Source organism: Algoriphagus aquimarinus (assembly GCF_007997215.1).
Classification (GTDB): domain Bacteria; phylum Bacteroidota; class Bacteroidia; order Cytophagales; family Cyclobacteriaceae; genus Algoriphagus; species Algoriphagus aquimarinus_A.
This window is the reverse complement of sequence record NZ_VORW01000011.1, coordinates 31,109-49,866: the sequence shown is the minus strand read 5'-3', so window position 1 is coordinate 49,866 and position 18,758 is coordinate 31,109. Positions and strand designations below refer to the sequence as shown.

Here is an 18,758-nt window from a genome sequence, read left to right as displayed (position 1 = left end):
TTTTAATTAAAAGGATTAGAGAATTTTGAATCGGTAATAAATTGCTGGTCTGTAAGTGTATGGAGAAAAGCGATAATTGCCTTTTTCTCACCCTCACTCAAATGCAGCTTTATGGCATCGCTGCCATCTGAAAGCTCATTGTTGGCTTCCAAAATCAACACATCCAGTGTACTGCTATTTTGGATGTGATCATTGTAGTGATCGAGCACTTCTTCTAATGTTCCAAATCTCCCATCATGCATGTAGGGTGCTGTCAGAGCTATGTTTCTCAAGCCAGGAGCTTTGAATTTCCCCTTGTCAAAAGGATTGCCAGTGACTTTCATCAGTCCCATTTGCAGATTTTCTTCTGCATCGAGTCCATTATTATGGAAACCGCTAAATCCATTCGGATCACCTGTTGTTAAAAAACCTAGATGACAATCACTGCAATTCCCTCCACGTAGCTGAAGTTTCGGATCAGGATGTGTAAAGAAAAGCTCTAATCCCAACTGTTCTTCAGTGGTAAGTTCAACGTCATTTCTGATCCAGGCATCAAACTTTGAATTGGCTGAAATCAGCGTCCGCTCAAATTGAGCCAAGGCCTTTCCGATGAGATCCGAAGTGATTTCTTCCGTGCCAAAAGCGCTTTTGAAGTGACTAGGGTACTGAGAGTCAGCTTGCAATCTGCTGACTGCTTCTTCTATTGGAAGATTCATTTCTCGTTGGTCTTCGATCGGCTGAACTGCTTGAGCTTCAAGCGAAGCCCCTCGGCCATTCCAGAAGAATTTGTTTTGCCAATGAAGATTGGACAGTGACATAGCATTCATATTTCCAATGGAGTCACTGACACCCAAGCTAAATTGCTTGCCGTCAGAAAATGCTTTTTGCTGTTGATGGCATGAACCACAGGAAATTGTGCCGTCAGACGAAAGCTTTTTTTCATAGAAAAGCAATCGCCCAAGCTGCACTCCTTCCATAGTTAGTGGATTGTCGGCGGGCATGGCAATATTGGCCGGAAAATAATCCGGTCCATCCAATGAAATCTGACTAGGTCCACTGATGGGGTTTTCTTCAGTATTTCCGCAGGAAACTAGGCCACACACGCAGATCAACCCTAGCCAAGCAGGGAATTGAAATCGCATGAGTTGTAATTTTGAAATAAGAAATCGGTTTATCGATCAAAAAATCACGCTTGTGGCGGATGGTCGATTTCTGTAGAGATGGTTTGGCCAAACCAGTTTTGGTAAAAAGATTCATGAGCAAAAGGCTCGATGGAATTTGTAGGATGAAGATAGCTTAAAGCGGAATTTGAAATATAAATCCCGAAGTCCTGACTGAAGGTTAAAGCTGGCGTGTTTCCCTGTCTTTCCTGCTCTTCTTTGAGCTTAGTTGCGAGATAACACTTTCCGTCACAATTCATCATAGGTTTGTCTGTATTGACACAGAAGTTGTCTATGATGTATTTCTGATTCATAGTGAAACTCACTTTGATCACCGAATACACCATACTGTTCATCACCAGAACAGTGCAAAGCCATATGTAGAGTGTGCTTTTAAGCATTTCGCGTAAAGGTATTCTAGAATCAAGTTTATAACCATATTTATTAGTATTTATTCCAAAATTCATACGGCTTTATCATTTAAATGATGAGTTAAAAGCTTTTGATGAATGCTAGATTGGGCTTATCTTGACTCTTACTACATTCCCCACTTCCCTAAAAATGACTAAATACAGTTTTCTTTTCCTAACGTTATTTTTTGTTTTTACCTCTAATGTCTTCGCCCAATTCAACGCAAAGGAAACAGATTACAAACTTGTTTGGCAAGATGAGTTTGATTCCAATGGTCAAGTAAATTCAGCTTTTTGGTCCTTTGAAAAAGGCTTTGTGAGAAATAATGAGTTGCAATGGTATCAGGAACCCAACGCGTTAGTAGAAGATGGAAGGCTTATCATCACTGGAAAAAGAGAGCAAATCAAAAACCCTAGGTTTGATTCTGAAAGTAAGAATTGGAAGATAAATCGGGAGTTTGCCGAGTACACATCATCAAGTATAAATACACGTGGGAAGTATGAATTTCAGTATGGTATCATGGAGGTACGGGCCAAAATAGACACAGCAATGGGCATGTGGCCAGCGATCTGGACTCTGGGAATTACAAAGCCTTGGCCATCCAATGGTGAAATCGATGTGATGGAATATTATCGTGTAAAAAGTCAGGCGACCATCCTTGCCAATGCAGCCTGGGCAGATGAAGGACAATACAATGCCAAATGGGATGAGGCCAAAATACCATTTGCCGAGTTCTTGGAAAAGGATCCTGAATGGCCAAGTAAATTCCATATTTGGAGAATGGAGTGGACTGATAAGTCCATCAAACTATTTCTTGATGATGAATTACTCAATGAAGTTGATTTAGCCAGAACAGTCAATCCTGATGGTTCCAATCCTTTTCAGCAGCCACATTATATCTTACTCAATCTTGCGATAGGAGGCAATGGAGGGGATCCAAGCGGAACCTCATTTCCTAAAGAATATGTGGTGGACTATGTCCGAGTTTATCAGAAGTAAATTTGAGTTAGGCTATGCTGCTTCTTCACAAGCAGCACAACAGGAATGATATAAAGAAGTGAGCTTATAGAGAAGCTGCACAGCGGAAATGCGTTAGTCCGAGCGAAGTCGAGGACAATTTTAGCAGGGCTTCGACTTCGCTCAGCCTGACCATCAAAAAGTACCAATATGACTTTAGCTGTAAAATCCACTTAATCAAAAGTCTTCGAACTATCTGAAACCATCTCATTGATCTCCACCATTTCTTTTTCAGTCAGGTCACGCCATTTTCCTACAGGGATGTCCAAATGCACATTCATGATTCGGATGCGCTTCAACTGAACGACTTTAAAGCCAAAGTGCTCGCACATTCTGCGGATTTGTCTATTGAGACCTTGAGCGAGTATAATACGAAATTTGAATTTACTGATCGGTTCTACTTTACAAGGATTAGTGACTGTGTCTAGAATAGGAACGCCGGCACCCATCAGTCGAACAAACTCATCATTGACAGGTCTGTCTACCGTGACAATGTATTCCTTTTCGTGATTGTTTTTGGAGCGAAGAATCTTGTTCACGATATCACCTTCACTTGTCAGCAAAATCAAGCCTTCACTGTCTTTGTCTAATCTTCCTATTGGAAAAATGCGTTGAGGATGTCCGATGTAATCAATGATATTATCCTTTTCACCTTTGGTGTCAGTAGTGCTCACTATACCGACTGGCTTGTTAAATGCAATATATGTATGAGCCTGTATAGGTTTGCCTACTTGCTTTCCATCTACTGCTACCACATCAGTTGATCCGACTTTAGTACCGAGTTCAGGTACTATACCGTTGATGGTGATTCGGCCTTCCTCCAACAGTTTATCAGCTGCTCGTCTAGAGCAAAAGCCAACTTCACTGAGGTATTTATTGATTCGTATTTGTTGATCTGGTTCCACTGGAAATAGAAAATGGATTAAGGCTGCAAGTTACGTAATAGATGTTTACCGCGGTGGACTCAGAGGATTACGCAGAGAGCGGAACCTCTATTGGTTCAAGTCTTCAGACCTGTCCGACGCCAGGCGGGCTTGGACCCAAACCAATGCAGTCTCCTGACTGCACAAATCAATTTTAAACGATAGTGGAAGTGATTTTCTCTACTAGCTAGACTTTGTTATTCAATCAATATCATTCTAAAAATAATCTACTTCAATTACAAGTCTACCTTGAGCAGTATGAAGACTGCAGTGAAATAAGTCCAAGTCATGAGACTTGAACTAAAAAAAGCGCAAATCCAGAGATCTGCGCTAGTATGTTATCAAAAGAGTCTTTTACTCTCCTTTGGGTAAAGTAGCAGGCTTTGGAGTCGCCGCCACTAATTTTTGTGGATCACCTGGAAGTCTAATAGAAGCTAATCTTTCCATGTATTCAGCTTTCGTCGATTCAAAAGCCAATTTGTTTTTTGAAGCAATTGGTTCGGAAGGTGGAATCTTTTCGCTCAACCAATCTTCTTGCTTGCCATTTTTCCAAAATCTAAAACAAAGATGTGGACCTGTAGCCAAGCCAGTGCTGCCTACATAGCCGATCACTTGACCTTGTTTGATGCGTGCACCAGGCTTAATGCCCTTAGCAATTTTTGACATGTGAAGGTACTGCGTAGTATATGTGCCATTATGTTTGATTTTCACATAATTGCCATTTGCTGAAGTATAGCGCGCATCTACTACTGTTCCTTCTCCTACAGATCGGATATCGGTTCCTGTTGGCGCAGCGTAGTCTGTACCTAAGTGTGCTTTGTAGCGCTTTTGTACTGGATGATATCTTCTCAGGTTATATCTAGAACTAATTCTAGAATATTTTAATGGATCTCTTAAGAATGCTTTTTTGAAACTGTCTCCATTTTGGTCGAAGAAAGTGACTTCTCCATTTTGCTCAAATGGAATGGCATAGTATGGCTCGCCTTTATGCTCAAAAAATGCCGTCTGAATATCAGAAACACCCACAACTATACCGTCAATTACTTTTTCCTGATAAGTCACTTTGAACTGATCACCTTTTTGCAAGGCTCCAAAATCAATAGACCATCCATACAAATCAGCAAACTGATCAATGATATCATAAGTAATACCTAGACCAGTCATATCAGCCGAAAGATTGGAATTGATAATTCCGCCAGCTTCCTTGGTTCTATATTCGGCTGGTTTTTCTGCTTTGTAGATATCAATGGAGTCCAGATTGAAGACTACATACTCTGCAGGATTTGGTTCGTAGATGAAAAATGCAGCCTGAGATGAATCAGCTGGAGTTACTACTGTGAATTTTTTGTTGGCGGCTATGCCTCTTACGTCAAAAATAGCCTTTGACTTCTTGGCGATTTGATCAATAATCTGATAGGGGACATTGAATGGAGCAAGAATAGATCCGAGCGTTTGATTTTTACTTACTGTACCTTCTACAATATTCAGCCCGGTGACGTTGATTCCATAGAGAAAAACCTGATTCGCAAGGGAATCAATCAATGGTGGTTCAACAATCTCTGCTTCCTTTTCGGTTTGAAATGGCAGGCTGAAAAATTGGAGTGAAGATGCTGCTCCTATGGTGATAATGAGTGCAGCAATTCCTATCCAAGTCTTTTTCATTAATCTTTACTATTAAGGGGGGTGAAATTTAACTAAATGAAACAAAAAAGGGCTTTTATTCCAAGTTTTGAGGTGGAAACCTTTTGATAGTCTTTACCCAACTATCATACCAACGAATAGAACGAGGTTATTATTTTATTTTAAAATCGTAAAAGGTGATTTCTTTCGAATGTTAAGATATTTTGCCTTTTCTTGAAGAACTGATTGGTTTTGTGTGAAAATCTCAAAGAAATTGCCGAAAAGATTGCTAATCATCCAATGATTCGTGTGTTCTCACGGTCATTTCTTTATCTTTGACCTCCCAAAAAAAACTAAATAAACATGCTGAGAACGCATACTTGTGGCGAACTTCGCCTGGATCACGTAAATCAAGAAGTAACTCTTGCAGGCTGGGTACAGCGAGTAAGAAATAAAGGAGGCTTAATCTGGGTCGATCTTCGCGATCGATATGGTTTGACTCAATTGATTTTTGAAGAGGATTCCAGCGAAAAAGCATTATTGGAAAAAGCGTCTGAGTTAGGCCGTGAGTTTGTCGTTCAGGCTACTGGAAAAGTAATCGAACGAACATCCAAAAACGATAAAATCCCAACCGGATCTATAGAAATCAAAGTAACAGCACTTAATGTGCTCAATGCGGCGAAAGTACCTCCGTTTATCATCGAAGATGAGACTGACGGTGGCGAAGAGCTCCGTATGAAATATAGATACCTTGACCTTCGTAGAAATGTAGTTCGTGAGAAACTTCAATTGCGTCATAAAATGATGCAGGAGACACGTAAATACATGGATGCGCAAGACTTCATCGAGGTAGAAACCCCGGTTTTGATCAAGTCTACTCCAGAAGGAGCGCGTGATTTTGTCGTCCCTAGCCGTACCAATCCAGGTGAATTCTACGCCTTGCCACAGTCTCCACAGACTTTCAAGCAGTTGCTGATGGTTTCTGGTTTTGATAGGTACTTCCAGATTGTAAAGTGTTTCCGTGATGAGGATTTGAGAGCAGATCGTCAGCCTGAGTTTACTCAGATTGATTGCGAAATGGCTTTTGTCGACCAGGAAGATATCCTGAATACTTTCGAGGGCTTGACTAAGCATTTGTTTAGCAAAGTGAAAGGTGTGGAACTGGAAGAAGTGAAGCGAATGACATATGCGGATGCCATGAAGTTTTATGGCAATGATAAGCCAGACGTTCGTTTTGACATGAAATTTGTTGAGCTGAATGAACTTACCCAAGGTAAAGGTTTTAGCATTTTTGATAATGCAGAATTGGTAGTAGGTATCTGTGCTAAAGGAGCTGCGGAATATACACGTAAGCAACTGGACGCGCTGACTGACTGGGTAAAACGTCCTCAGATCGGAGCAAAAGGCATGATCTATGCCAAATACAATGCTGACGGCACGATCAAATCTTCTGTGGATAAATTTTATTCTGCTGATGATCTTCAGGATTGGGCAGATGCCTTTGGAGCAGCACAAGGAGACTTGATGTTGATCCTAAGCGGAGATGCTGATAAGGTGCGTAAGCAACTTTCCGAGCTTCGTCTGAAAATGGGTGAAGAGCTTGGGCTTCGTGACCGGACAGTTTTCAAACCACTTTGGGTGATGGACTTTCCATTATTAGAGTGGGATGAGGAGACTTCACGCTTCCATGCAATGCACCATCCGTTTACTTCTCCTAAGAAGGAAGACATGGCGCTTTTGGATACTGATCCAGGTGCTGTTCGTGCAAATGCCTATGATTTGGTGATCAACGGAGTGGAAATCGGAGGCGGATCTATCCGTATTCACGATAGAGCTACCCAGCAATTGATGTTCAAGCATCTTGGATTCACAGAAGAAGAAGCGCAAAAGCAGTTTGGATTTCTGATGGAAGCCTTTGAATACGGAGCACCACCACACGGTGGAATAGCTTTCGGCTTTGATAGATTGTGCGCGATTTTCGGTGGTTCTGATTCAATTAGAGATTACATCGCATTCCCGAAAAATAACTCTGGAAGAGACGTAATGATCGATTCTCCAAGTAGCATTGCGGATGAGCAATTGAAGGAGCTTTCTATACAGTTAGCGATTAAAAAGTAGAGTCGAATCAACATTCGCCTTGTAGCGAAAAATCTTTCGACCAAATAAATCATATACAAAAAAAGCTGTTTCAGAAATGAGACAGCTTTTTTAATTTATAGTTAATGTACTGATAATGAATGGAATGATTTATTTCGACATTTGACTCGGATTTTGAATGCTATAATACAATCCAAGGCACTTTTTTTAAATATTTTTATCAATTGGTTTAACTATTCTAATATTAATGGTTAAATTCTTAGCCAGAAACTATAATTTTTGATTTGTTGACTTGATTCAACTTGGCTAATTTTTTTAGTGTTGAGCTGAATTCAAAAGAAGGTCAAGACTTGTTTTTTTCTGTTAGACACTTTTAAATCCAATCCTCATGGAAAACACAGCACAACAACCCAATCCAGAAAACATCTTGAAAATTGGTTCAGGTTTTATGGCATGCAAGGTTTTATTAGCAGCCGTTGATTTTCAAATTTTCACCAAACTTGCAGCGCACCCAGATCAATCTGCTCGAGCGTTAAAGAGTCAACTGAATCTGAATTGTACGGATAGACACTTTTTTGACTTCTTAGATACCTTGACGGGCTTTGGTTTTTTAACTCGCACTGGCATTTTAGAGGAGGCTTTTTATTCCAATTCTTTGGACACTGAAGTCTTTTTGGATAAAAATAAGCCGTCCTACATAGGTGGGATTTTGGAAATGATGAACAAAAGGCTCTATGGTTTTTGGGAAAATCTGGAAGAAGGTTTGAAAACCGGGACACCTCAAAATGAAGCAAAGCATGGAGTGAATATCTTTGAGGAAATATATAAGGACCCAGAAATACTGGAAAATTTTGTGAATGGAATGACTGGAGTACAATTGGGTAATTTCATGACGTTCGCGAAGAAATTTGACTTCTCGCCTTTTAAAACTTTAACAGATGCAGGTGGCTCTGCAGGGTACCTTTCACTAATGGTTGCAAAGGAAAATCCTCATATGACATGCACTAGTTTTGACCTGCCTGCTATTGAACCTATTGCAAGGGAAACGATCAAAAAGCTTCATTTGGAAGATCGAGTAAAGGCCAAAAGTGGAGATTTTTTTGTTGACCCGATTCCAGCAGCAGACATCATTGTCATGGGGAATATACTACATGATTGGGATGAATCGCAGAAAATTCAACTCCTGCAAAAAGCCTATGATACCTTACCTGAGGGAGGGGTCTTTGTAGCTATAGAAAACATCATCGATGATGATAGGTCTCGAAATCTCTTTGGTATGATGATGAGCCTAAATATGTTGATCGAAACACCAGGTGGGTTTGATTATACCTTCAAAGATTTTAGCAAATGGGCAAAATCAGTTGGATTTAAATCATGCGAAATAATTCCACTAGCAGGTCCGGCAAGTGCTGCTATAGCTTACAAATAGGCACATCTAAATGAATCTGTTTAGCTGAGTGCTTTACCTTTTGATCCGAATAAATCTGATCAAAACTCGATATCAAGATTAACAGAAGCTTTTTCAAGCTTAACGCATATGGAATTTACTTTTACTCTTTTCCAATAGATATATCCATATCACAGGATGGCTAATACTCTCTTGGATTAACCCCAAAAACCATGAAAAGAAGACAATTTATTCAATCCTCTGCCTTAAGCGTAGTTGCAGTAAGTTCTTTTGGATTCATCCAATTTGACGGCAAAAAATTTATTGGCGATTGCGAAACAACCACTGACATACTTGGGCCATTTTATAGACCTAATAGTCCAGTGCGAAGTAACCTGACTATTCCAGGGAAAACAGGTTCTCCGATTCAACTAAAGGGATTGGTTTTGAATCAAGATTGCGCCACGCCATACAAAAACGCCAAAGTGGAATTGTGGCATTGCGATGCGGACGGTGTGTACGATAATTCCACTCCTGCCTATGATTATAGAGCCACAGGATTTACGAATGAAAAGGGAGAATATGATTTCGAAACTATCCTTCCAGTTCCCTATGATGCAGGTGGAGGCATGATTCGTCCAGCTCACTTTCATCTTATGATCACTGCTGATGGCTATCAGACCTTAGTCACTCAACTTTATTTTTCCGGAGATGAAAATATCAAGAAAGATGCATGGGCATCTGCGGATGTTGCTAAAAATAGAATTCTTGATGTAAGTAAGGGGGCTAATGGTGGCAACACGGTGGTTTTCAATGTCGGCCTAGCCAAAAAGCTCAGCATGGAAAATGCTTCTATGGATAAACTGATTGGAACATACGGGCCAGAAGATGGCGATGGTAGCGAAGTTGAGCTTTTTCAAAGTGCTGGAAAACTTTGGATAAAAAATGAAGTATTTGGAGATTCTTATGATTATCTAGGAGAAAATACTTTCGAGTATCCTGGTCTTCATGATGGATCTTATATGAGAATCCATTTTGAACCCGAATCAGCCCATGGAAAAATGACGATTCATACTTTCCAGCCTGGCTCAGAAATTCAAACCAAAACATTTATCAAAAAGTCTTAAGAATGGTATCTCAATTAAGTTTAGCAAAGAAATCGCTTTTAACTGTTTGCATTATTTTCCTGTTTGGGCAAATAGCTATTTCCCAAACGGCTGAAAAATAACTTGCTACTATTCAGCCCTTTATAGAGTCTCTTGATTCTGATCAAAAAAATCAAGTGATGCTCTCAATGGAGGACAGTATGCGAACTAAATGGACTAATCTGCCTTTGGGTCTTGCACCCAGAGCTGGACTTAGATATGGGGACCTTTCGGAGGAATCAATGATCAACTTGACTGCAACAGGTTCAGAATATGCATTAACTCCACTGTTTTTTGGATCGGATCCTGCTGTAGTTGAGGAAACTCAATATGCTGGTTTAAGGCCTTTGAGCAAGGAGGAGGATTACGGGTTTTGGTTTGTAAACTTACTCGATGAAGCACAAAAGGCAAAAGCTGTTTTTGAAGATAAAGTACCTGGAGATATTATTACCAGCCCTGATAGACCGCAGTGGATTACTGAATTTAGAGGGATAAAAGGATCCGAACTCAACCCCGACTAACAAAAAATACTTCATTACCTCATAGAAGAATATGTCCGAAACTTGGAAATACAGAAAGCTGAAGAATATATGGCAATTCTTCATGAGAGAGGTTTAGGCGAAGTTTACTTCTCTTGGATCGGGAGCTTGGAACCTATGAAGCCTCATTATTATTTGATCCACAGTCCTGACTTTATCATCGAATACGACAACGTTGGCTTTTTGGATAATGCCAATCATATCCACTCCATTTTAAGACAAAACAACAATGATTTTGGTGCGGACATTCTTAGAAAGCATAGAATGGATCATCAACATTAATTTTACTGAAGAGACCAACTTGTAATATAACTAGAGTTAGGTTTTTCTTTTGACCACTCCTTTTCAGAACGAGTATATTCGATCTTGAGAGGGAGTGGTTTTTTTGGGAAGAGAAATAGATCTGGGATAAACCTTGATTTATAGGACTTCCCTGAAATTTTTATCCTAAATTTTGGGTAAATGATTGTGACATCAGGTTTTAGTATTCTTCTTTATGGATGTTCGCCTTCCTGCTAGAAATAGGTAAAAGCATTAAAGGAATTGGTTAAAGCTAGCATTGAGGTGACTTCGGTCATCGGTCATCGGTCTTCCAGCCAATTAATCGAAGTAATTACATTACTAATATTATTACGGGTAGTCATATTTATATTATCTAATTATCATCATGAACAAAGTCAATCTGAACGAAAAATTTGATCTGATCAAGGAACATTGGAGTCCTAAAATTATTGGCGAACTCAATGGTCAGGATGTAAAGCTGGCCAAAGTTAAAGGCGAATTTGTCTGGCATGATCATAAAGGAGAGGATGAACTTTTCCTGATTATCAAAGGCACTCTCAGAATTGAGTTTCGCGATCGAAGTGTGACTTTAAATGAAGGTGAAATGCTGATTGTTCCCAGAGGTGTAGAGCATTATCCCATAGCAGAAGAGGAAGTTTGGCTTTTGCTTTTTGAGCCACAAAGTACCAAGCATACTGGAGACGTGATGACCGAGCGAACTGTAGAGAAATTCGAAAAGATTTAAACCCCGTTAGATTTACTGCCATGAATAGATTAATCACGTTTTTTGTTTGTCTGCTACTTTTTTCAGCCTGTCTTCCGGAAAAGAAGACCCAAGTTCTCGATTTGGAGACACTATCCATTGAGTCTATTCATCAGAAATATTCGGCTGGAGAATTGACCTCAGTGGAATTGGTGGAGGCATACCTCGCTCGTATTGATTCGGTAAACCCTAAAATCAATGCGCTGACAATCGTAAACCCAAAGGCATTGGAGATCGCCAGAGCATTGGACGAAGAGTATAAGGAAACCGGGGTCCTCAGACCACTTCATGGCATCCCAATGATCGTTAAAGACAATATTAATACGATTGGTATGCCGACTACTGCAGGGTCATTGGCATTAGCAGATTTTTATCCTGAGACAGATGCCTTTATTATTAAGCAACTAGAAGGAGCGGGTGCAATCATTATTGCTAAATCAAACATGGCAGAATGGGCTTTTTCGGCAATGCATTCGGAGAGTTCTACTGCTGGCATCACTCGGAATCCTTATAATTTAGATTATGTGCCTGCGGGATCCAGTGGAGGTACGGGTGCTGGAATAGCCGCTAATTTGGCTGTGATAGGCTTGGGTACAGATACTGGTAATTCGATTCGAGGTCCTTCTTCTCATAATGCATTGGTTGGATTCAGAAGTACACTTGGGCTCGTTAGCCGAGAAGGAATTGTGCCGCTTTATCTGCGAAATGACGTAGTCGGACCAATGGTCAAAAGTGTTGAAGATGCCACCCGTGTCCTTCAGGTCATGGTTGGAATAGATCCAAAAGACCCTTTAACCGCCTATTCAGAAGGAAAAGCAGAAAGTAATTATGTCCAATACCTCGATAAAGATGGACTGAAAGGAGCTCGGATTGGAGTATTCCGTACCCTGAGTGAAAATGATCCCGATCCGGAGATTTCTGCGCTTTTCAACCAAGCATTGAAAGATATGGAGGGATTAGGTGCCATACTTGTAGATTCGGTTGCCGTTCCAAATTTTGATGAATTGAGACAAGATCAATGGTGTCCTACTTTCCGTGCTGATTTGGAAGACTTTCTTCAAACCTATGTCAAGCGAGATACGATGAGCAGCTTAGAAGATGTGATTCGAGTAGGCACAAAGTCAGACTTTGCCCGCGGACGAATAGCCTCTTTTTCCGAGAATTCTTTGAGAAGAGGCAATTCAGAGATTCCTTGCGGAAATGCATACGAAGATGAGCGAAGAGTAGCTTTTCGTGAAGCAATAGAGAAAACTATGGATTCACTTCATTTGGATGTTTTGGTTTACCCATCCTGGAATAATCGCCCAGCGCTTATCGAGCGATTTGAAGAAGAATACCGAGGTGACAACTCGCAGATCATTGCTCCGGCTACAGGTCAGCCTGCCTTTACTGTTCCTATGGGCTTTAGCTCAGGAAATCTTCCGGCAGGGCTTCAGTTTCTTGGAAGGATGTATGCTGAGCCTACTTTGATCCGCTTGACTTATAGCTATGAGCAAGGGACGAAGCATCGGAGAGCTCCGAAACTTTGAGAATTGCTAGTTGCCATTAAGAACAAATGGAGCCCAGATCGAAGGAACTTGAGCATCTGAACCATATTTTCCAGTTGCCATATCTCGTTTAATTTGATTCAGTGCTGCTGTAATATTGCTGCCCTCCTATAGGATGTCTTTATACATTTGCTGCATAAGAAGCATGGTTCCAAAATCATATACTGGCCAAAGGCAAAGTAGCGTGCTATTCGCTCCGGCTAGCATAAATGCGGTATTCAATCCGCTAAATCCTTCTTTTTTGTAAAGTTTTCCAATTCCGGTTCTACAAGCACTCACTCCTTATCATAGTCACTTCAAACTCGGTTGGATAATATAGGAGCGAACTCCCATTACGATCATTAATTGGGCAATTGCGTAGGTCCCCATGATCATTAAACTAGCATCAGGAATTTCCTGGTAAAATTTGTCTAGTGCTATCAGTCCATCAGAAATAAAGAAAAGACAGGCACCAATAAAAACTTGCCAAAAGGAAGCGGTATTGCATTTGCCATAGCGCTCTCTGGCGGTGGTCAGCATACTTACGATAGCGATGATGTATACTATAACAGGGATTTTGAGCACTCCCAAATTGGGATTGATCATATAGAATATAAAAGCTGCGACAAAATATATTGGTAGGTTGATGAAGAAGGTCTTTACGAAGTTTACATTCAAAATGGATTCGGGTGCTTTCTGTGCTACTTTGAATCCTATGATGTAACACACATGAGCGATGAGAAATGCGCCGATTCCATAGATGAAAAGGTTGTCCCAAAGCAGTAAAATATCTCCGAGTAAGGAGAAAATCAATCCACTTAAAACTGACTTTGCCAATAAAGTCGTGGAAATTGGTTTGGTTATTTGATAGAAATAGAGTGCTAAACCTAAAATAATCAAAGGTTTGGAAAAAAATCTTAGCTCATTTTTTTGTTCTAAGATAAAGGCCATATCCGTCATAGAAGCGAATAAAAACAGGTAAAGCCACAAAATATTTTTCTTTTTCAATGAGTTATAAATTTTGAATGAAGTTAAAATATGAAATTAATAATTTGAATTAGTACGAATAAACCAAAATAAATTTGGCTAAAACATGTCTTAACAATTTGGTAATGGATTGGGTTTAATTTAGAATAATATTCTAAGTTAAGTGGGTATTTCCTAATCAATGAATGGTGAAACATATTTTTTTCTATCAAAAACAAAATATTATTCATCTATCAATGTTAACAAATTGTTAAAATTTGTGAAATTTGGGGTGTAAAACTTAACTGTAAGTACCCCTACATCCCAAAAGGCGAAATTACCTTTGTATCTGGAATTTATTTCAAACCAACTTATATCAAAACGTACAAATTATGAGGCAAAATTTACTTAAAAGTTTGATTTCACTCGTATTGGTTGTGATTGCAACTATCGGCGTGTCACAAGCACAGGTCACCACAAGTTCTATCGTAGGACAAGTGGTGGACGCACAGGGAGAAACTCTTCCAGGGGCGAATGTTGTAGCTACGCACGAGCCTTCAGGTACTCGTTATGGAGCTGTTTCCAATTTGGATGGTAGATTCACCATTCCAAACATGAGAATTGGTGGTCCTTACACTATTCAAGTTAGCTTTATTGGATACCAAGCTGCTACTTATGGCAATGTGGTATTAAGACTAGGCGAGCCGTTTGCGCTTTCAATTACGCTAAACGATGATAGCACAGAACTTGGTGAAGTGATCGTGTCTGCATCAAAATCTTCGGAATTTGATTCAAACAAGACAGGTACTTCCACTAGTATCTCTACAAAGCAATTGACTGATCTTCCTCAGATCAACAGATCTGTTACGGAATTCACCCGATTGACTCCACAAGCAAATGGAACATCTTTCGCAGGTCGTGATTCTAGATATAACAATCTACAGGTCGATGGAGCAAACTTCAACAACGGTTTTGGTTTGAGCAGTAACCCACTTCCAGGTGGAAATTCTCAGCCAATCTCTTTGGACGCAATTGAGCAAATTTCTGTAAACATTGCTCCTTTTGATGTAACTCAATCTGGTTTCACTGGAGCAGGTATCAATGCTGTAACTCGTAGTGGTACAAATACCTTTACTGGTTCTGCTTACTATTTCAACAAAAACCAAAACTTGCAAGGCAAGAAAATTGGTGACACTGAACTAGAAGCAACTGATGCTGCTACAAACAACTTCGGTTTTAGACTAGGTGGTCCAATCATCAAAAACAAATTATTCTTCTTCGTAAATGCTGAAAGAGAAGTGAACACTGGAGCAAATGCTTCTGGAGCTAACCTTTGGAAAGCATCTACAAATGGTGTTGCTGATCCTGATAATAACATTGCAAGAACTACAGTAACTGATCTTGAAGCTGTACAAAGTCACTTGATCAATCAGTGGGGATATGATCCAGGTAGATACCAAGGATTTGCGAATGAAGCAGAGCAGTCAAGCACTAAATTTTTGGCTAGAATTGACTGGAACATCAATGACAAGCATAAGCTAGCGGTTCGTTACAATCAAGTAGTAGGTACTTCTCCTCAAATTACAAATGGATCTTCAGGTCCAAGACCTAGAACTCCAGGTTCAGCACAAAGAGTTGGACCTAACTCTATGGCTTTTGAAAACGCAGCTTATGGCTTTGAAAATTCGGTAAGATCATTAACTGCAGAATTGAACTCTTACTTAAGCGCTAAAGTATCCAACCAATTTTTGGCTACTTACTCCAAAATCCAAGATACCAGAACAACACCGGGTGCTGAATTCCCTATGGTTGATATCTGGGATGGTGGTGGAAGAGGTGATGGTAATTCCAACTACATGAGCTTCGGTACTGAGCTATTCTCTTACAACAATGATGTGATAAATGACAATTTCTCTTTTATCGACAACTTGACTTATACTGAGGGTCGCCACACGATCACCGCAGGTGCTGCATTTGAGATTCAAAAATTTGGAAATAGTTTTGTTAGAGAAGGAACTTCATACTACAGATATGCATCGGTAGAAGATTTCTTAACTACAGGCACTCCAAATGAAGTTGCTCCAATAATGTTTGCCTTGACTTATCCATATGAGGGACAAGAGACTTACGCACGAGTGAATTTCGGTTTGGCATCTCTATATGCTCAAGACAAATTCGTAGTAAACGATCAATTGACTTTGACTCTAGGTTTAAGAGCTGAATTACCAATTTATTTGAACGATCTTACTCCAAACGAGGCGATCAACGATCTTTCCTTATTAGGTACAGATTATAAGCCTAAGAATTACGATTCAGGTAGCTGGCCTAAATCTCGCGTGATGTTGTCTCCAAGATTCGGATTCAATTATGACGTAATGGGTGATAGAAGCCTAATTGTAAGAGGTGGTACAGGTGTTTTCTCTGGTAGAGTTCCATTTGTATGGTTGACAAATATGCCGACTGGAGCTGGTGTTCTTCAAAACACTGTGGAGCCTGGTAGCTATGGTGAGATTGCTGGATGGATTGGAAATATGACTTTCCAGCCTGAGAAATACTATTATGTGCAAAACCCTCCAGCTGGTGCTGAAAGTGTTTTCATCAAGAGTCCAACGCAAGGTGCACCGAACTCATTCGCTTTGGTTGATACTGATTTCAGAATGCCAATGGTATGGAGATCTAGTTTAGGAGCTGATTACCAGTTGGGTGATTCTCCATTTATGGTGACTGCTGATCTCCTTTACACTAAAGATATCAATGGTGTATTCCAATTCGGAGCAAACAGAGCTATTTCAACAAACAAAATGAATAGTGCTGGAGATAACAGAGAGGTTGTATTACCAGGTACTAGTGTAGCTTATAACTCAGCTTTGGGTGCTAATAATGCAACTATCTTGACTAACACTGACGTGAAAGGTCATGCTGTAAGTGCAACCATTGGTTTGTCTGTTCCTGAATACAATGGCTTCTCAGGAAGTGTATTTTATACTTACTCAGCTGCAAAAGAGGTTAGTTCCAATTCTGGATCTAGCGCAAGTTCTGCTTGGGGAGCTTCTCCAAATATCAACTCGCCTAATGATCAGCGTTTGAATATCTCAGATTTTGCTTTACCAAATAGAGTAGTAGCTAACATGAGCTACAGAGTGGAATATGCAAACTTTCTTGCAACTACTATTGGCGTGTATTACACAGGCGCAAACCAAGGTAGACTTTCTTACACTTATGGAAATGATCTAAATGGTGATGGTATCAATGCTGATCTTCTGTACATTCCAGCAAATACTGCAGATTTCAACTTTGTGAATATCGTATCTAGTGGCAATATAGTTTACACTGCTGAGCAGCAAAGAACTGCTTTCGACCAGTATGTAGCAGATAATGATCTTGAGCAATACAGAGGTGGATATGTGCCAAGAAATGCTATCGTTCAGCCATGGTTGAGCAGATTTGACGTGAGAGTTCTACAGGATATTTTCACTAATATCGGTGAGAAGAGAAATACACTTCAAGTTAGTTTAGACGTTGTGAACTTTGGTAACCTATTAAACAAGGATTGGGGAATTTCGCAGAGAACAAACGGAGCTCAGAACCTTCTTTCTCGCTCTGGTTCAGTTAGTGCAACCCCTAACTATGTGATGAACCAAGTTTCTGGTCAATTGCCAACATCTCCTTACCAGAATGTAAGTAATTTCTCTACTACCTGGAGTATGCAGTTAGGTTTGAGATATATATTCTAAGAATTTAATGATATAAGTTTAAAGGCATCCCAGATCTGGGATGCCTTTTTCGTTTTATGCTGTGGTTTGTAATGAATAAACACGTTGATGTACGGTAGGTTATAAGTGCGAAGAAAGGCTCTATTTATTACTGTGAAAATCAGCCTTGAGGGTGCTATTTAGCTTGATTACATTATTCAAGCTAAAGTGGTGTGGCGTTAGAAGGCATTTACAGTTTACTATAACTAAAAAGAATCAATATCATACCTGATGTCGACCTTTGTTATTTTGAGTATCCTTTATTTTTTCCATTGATAGAGGAGATTTGCCATCAGTAAGTTTTATTGATTTTTCCGTTTTATTGTAAGTTATTTTTGTATTCTGACAACCTTGTGAAAGGTCTAAAGGTTAACCAAGCATGTTGTATTATAAAATATTTTCTCATTCGGTGAGTAAGGAATGGGTCGTGTTTATACATGGGGCAGGAGGATCCTCTGCGGTTTGGTTTAAACAACTCAAGGACTTCAAAGAAAAGTATAATCTACTGCTCATTGACCTTCGTGGACACGGTAAATCAGCTGATTTGCCCCAAGCGATCTACAATGAAGAATATACTTTTAAGGGAGTGACTGAGGATATTATTGAAGTTTTGGATCACCTGAAGATTCCGCCAGCGCATTTCATGGGTGTGTCACTAGGAACTATCATCGTTCGTCAGCTAGCAGAGTTGGAGCAATGGAGAGTGAAATCTCTTGTGATGGCTGGTGCAATTACCCGATTGACCGCTCAGTCCAGGATATTCGTTTTCTTGGGGAGTACATTTAAGCGTGTGATTCCTTACATGTGGCTTTACAGACTGTTCGCATTTGTGATTATGCCACGTAAGCAACACGCTGAATCTAGAAATCTATTTGTCCGAGAAGCTCAAAAACTCTGTCAGAAAGAATTTATACGATGGTTTCAATTGACAAAGGATATTAATCCGCTTCTTAGATACTTTAAGGAATCCGATTTAGGGATTCCTACGTTGTATGTGATGGGAGATCAGGATGTTATGTTTTTGGAGCCAGTGAAGAAAATAATTAAGACGCATAAAAACTCAGTACTGAATATTTTGAAGAAGTGCGGACATGTAGTAAACGTGGAAAGGCCGCAGGAATTTAACCAGTTGTCACTCGCATTTCTCCAGAATCAAACCCTATAAGCCTATTACTTTTCTATATGAAATCG

General features: G+C 39.9%; 14 protein-coding genes and 1 pseudogene. 9 read left to right on the top strand and 6 right to left on the bottom strand.

Translation table 11 applies throughout. The features are described 5' to 3' along the window. Positions 1-2 precede the first annotated feature (2 nt). Positions 3-1,121: a cytochrome-c peroxidase gene (locus ESV85_RS14865; RefSeq protein ID WP_146918904.1), complete on the bottom strand. Its 1,119-nt coding sequence runs from the start codon at positions 1,119-1,121 to the stop codon at positions 3-5. A gap of 44 nt (positions 1,122-1,165) precedes the next feature. Continuing rightward, positions 1,166-1,540, bottom strand: coding sequence for a hypothetical protein (locus tag ESV85_RS14860; protein ID WP_146918902.1), 375 nt, complete (start codon positions 1,538-1,540; stop codon positions 1,166-1,168). 160 nt (positions 1,541-1,700) lie between these two features. Here ESV85_RS14860 and ESV85_RS14855 point away from each other — a divergent pair, with 160 nt between their 5' ends. Then, a complete protein-coding gene (locus tag ESV85_RS14855; RefSeq protein ID WP_146918900.1) occupies positions 1,701-2,549 on the top strand; it encodes a family 16 glycosylhydrolase in 849 nt (282 codons plus the stop codon). 191 nt (positions 2,550-2,740) lie between these two features. Here ESV85_RS14855 and rluF read toward each other — a convergent pair whose 3' ends face one another. Together rluF and ESV85_RS14845 are read right to left on the bottom strand one after the other, a co-directional pair. Then, positions 2,741-3,472 carry a 23S rRNA pseudouridine(2604) synthase RluF gene (gene rluF / locus ESV85_RS14850; protein ID WP_146918899.1) on the bottom strand — a complete coding sequence of 244 codons (732 nt, stop codon included), beginning with the start codon at positions 3,470-3,472 and terminating at the stop codon, positions 2,741-2,743. Between the two features lie 372 nt (positions 3,473-3,844). Then, on the bottom strand, positions 3,845-5,152 hold the full coding sequence (locus ESV85_RS14845) for a peptidoglycan DD-metalloendopeptidase family protein (RefSeq protein ID WP_146918897.1): 1,308 nt from the start codon (positions 5,150-5,152) through the stop codon (positions 3,845-3,847). Positions 5,153-5,473: 321 nt separating this feature from the next. Here ESV85_RS14845 and aspS point away from each other — a divergent pair, with 321 nt between their 5' ends. The 6 genes and pseudogenes from aspS (at position 5,474) to ESV85_RS14815 (ending at position 12,852) form a co-directional block, all read left to right on the top strand. After that, positions 5,474-7,228: an aspartate--tRNA ligase gene (gene aspS / locus ESV85_RS14840; protein WP_146918895.1), complete on the top strand. Its 1,755-nt coding sequence runs from the start codon at positions 5,474-5,476 to the stop codon at positions 7,226-7,228. Between the two features lie 367 nt (positions 7,229-7,595). Further along, complete coding sequence (locus ESV85_RS14835) at positions 7,596-8,636, top strand: methyltransferase (protein WP_146918893.1); 1,041 nt, start codon at positions 7,596-7,598, stop codon at positions 8,634-8,636. A gap of 191 nt (positions 8,637-8,827) precedes the next feature. Continuing rightward, positions 8,828-9,721 carry a catechol 1,2-dioxygenase gene (locus tag ESV85_RS14830; protein WP_146918891.1) on the top strand — a complete coding sequence of 298 codons (894 nt, stop codon included), beginning with the start codon at positions 8,828-8,830 and terminating at the stop codon, positions 9,719-9,721. A 158-nt stretch (positions 9,722-9,879) separates the two neighbouring features. Continuing rightward, a pseudogene (locus ESV85_RS14825) lies at positions 9,880-10,560 on the top strand (DUF3500 domain-containing protein). A gap of 385 nt (positions 10,561-10,945) precedes the next feature. Next, positions 10,946-11,305 carry a cupin domain-containing protein gene (locus tag ESV85_RS14820; RefSeq protein WP_146918889.1) on the top strand — a complete coding sequence of 120 codons (360 nt, stop codon included), beginning with the start codon at positions 10,946-10,948 and terminating at the stop codon, positions 11,303-11,305. 20 nt (positions 11,306-11,325) lie between these two features. After that, the gene (locus ESV85_RS14815) at positions 11,326-12,852 is read left to right on the top strand and encodes an amidase (RefSeq protein ID WP_146918887.1); all 1,527 of its coding nucleotides are present in this window, start codon (positions 11,326-11,328) and stop codon (positions 12,850-12,852) included. A gap of 126 nt (positions 12,853-12,978) precedes the next feature. On the opposite strand, the gene ESV85_RS22775 is transcribed toward ESV85_RS14815, so the two are convergent. After that, positions 12,979-13,149, bottom strand: coding sequence for a CHAT domain-containing protein (locus ESV85_RS22775; protein ID WP_146918885.1), 171 nt, complete (start codon positions 13,147-13,149; stop codon positions 12,979-12,981). 12 nt (positions 13,150-13,161) lie between these two features. Further along, entirely contained in the window at positions 13,162-13,857 is a 696-nt protein-coding gene (locus tag ESV85_RS14805; RefSeq protein ID WP_146918883.1) for a lysoplasmalogenase, read from the bottom strand. Between the two features lie 350 nt (positions 13,858-14,207). Between ESV85_RS14805 and ESV85_RS14800 the strand changes: the two genes are divergently transcribed. Both ESV85_RS14800 and ESV85_RS14795 read left to right on the top strand, forming a co-directional pair. Next, positions 14,208-17,549 (top strand): carboxypeptidase regulatory-like domain-containing protein, encoded by a 3,342-nt coding sequence (locus tag ESV85_RS14800; protein ID WP_146918881.1) that lies wholly within the window; start codon positions 14,208-14,210, stop codon positions 17,547-17,549. Positions 17,550-17,946: 397 nt separating this feature from the next. Continuing rightward, complete coding sequence (locus ESV85_RS14795; RefSeq protein WP_146918879.1) at positions 17,947-18,732, top strand: alpha/beta fold hydrolase; 786 nt, start codon at positions 17,947-17,949, stop codon at positions 18,730-18,732. Positions 18,733-18,758: the final 26 nt, after the last annotated feature.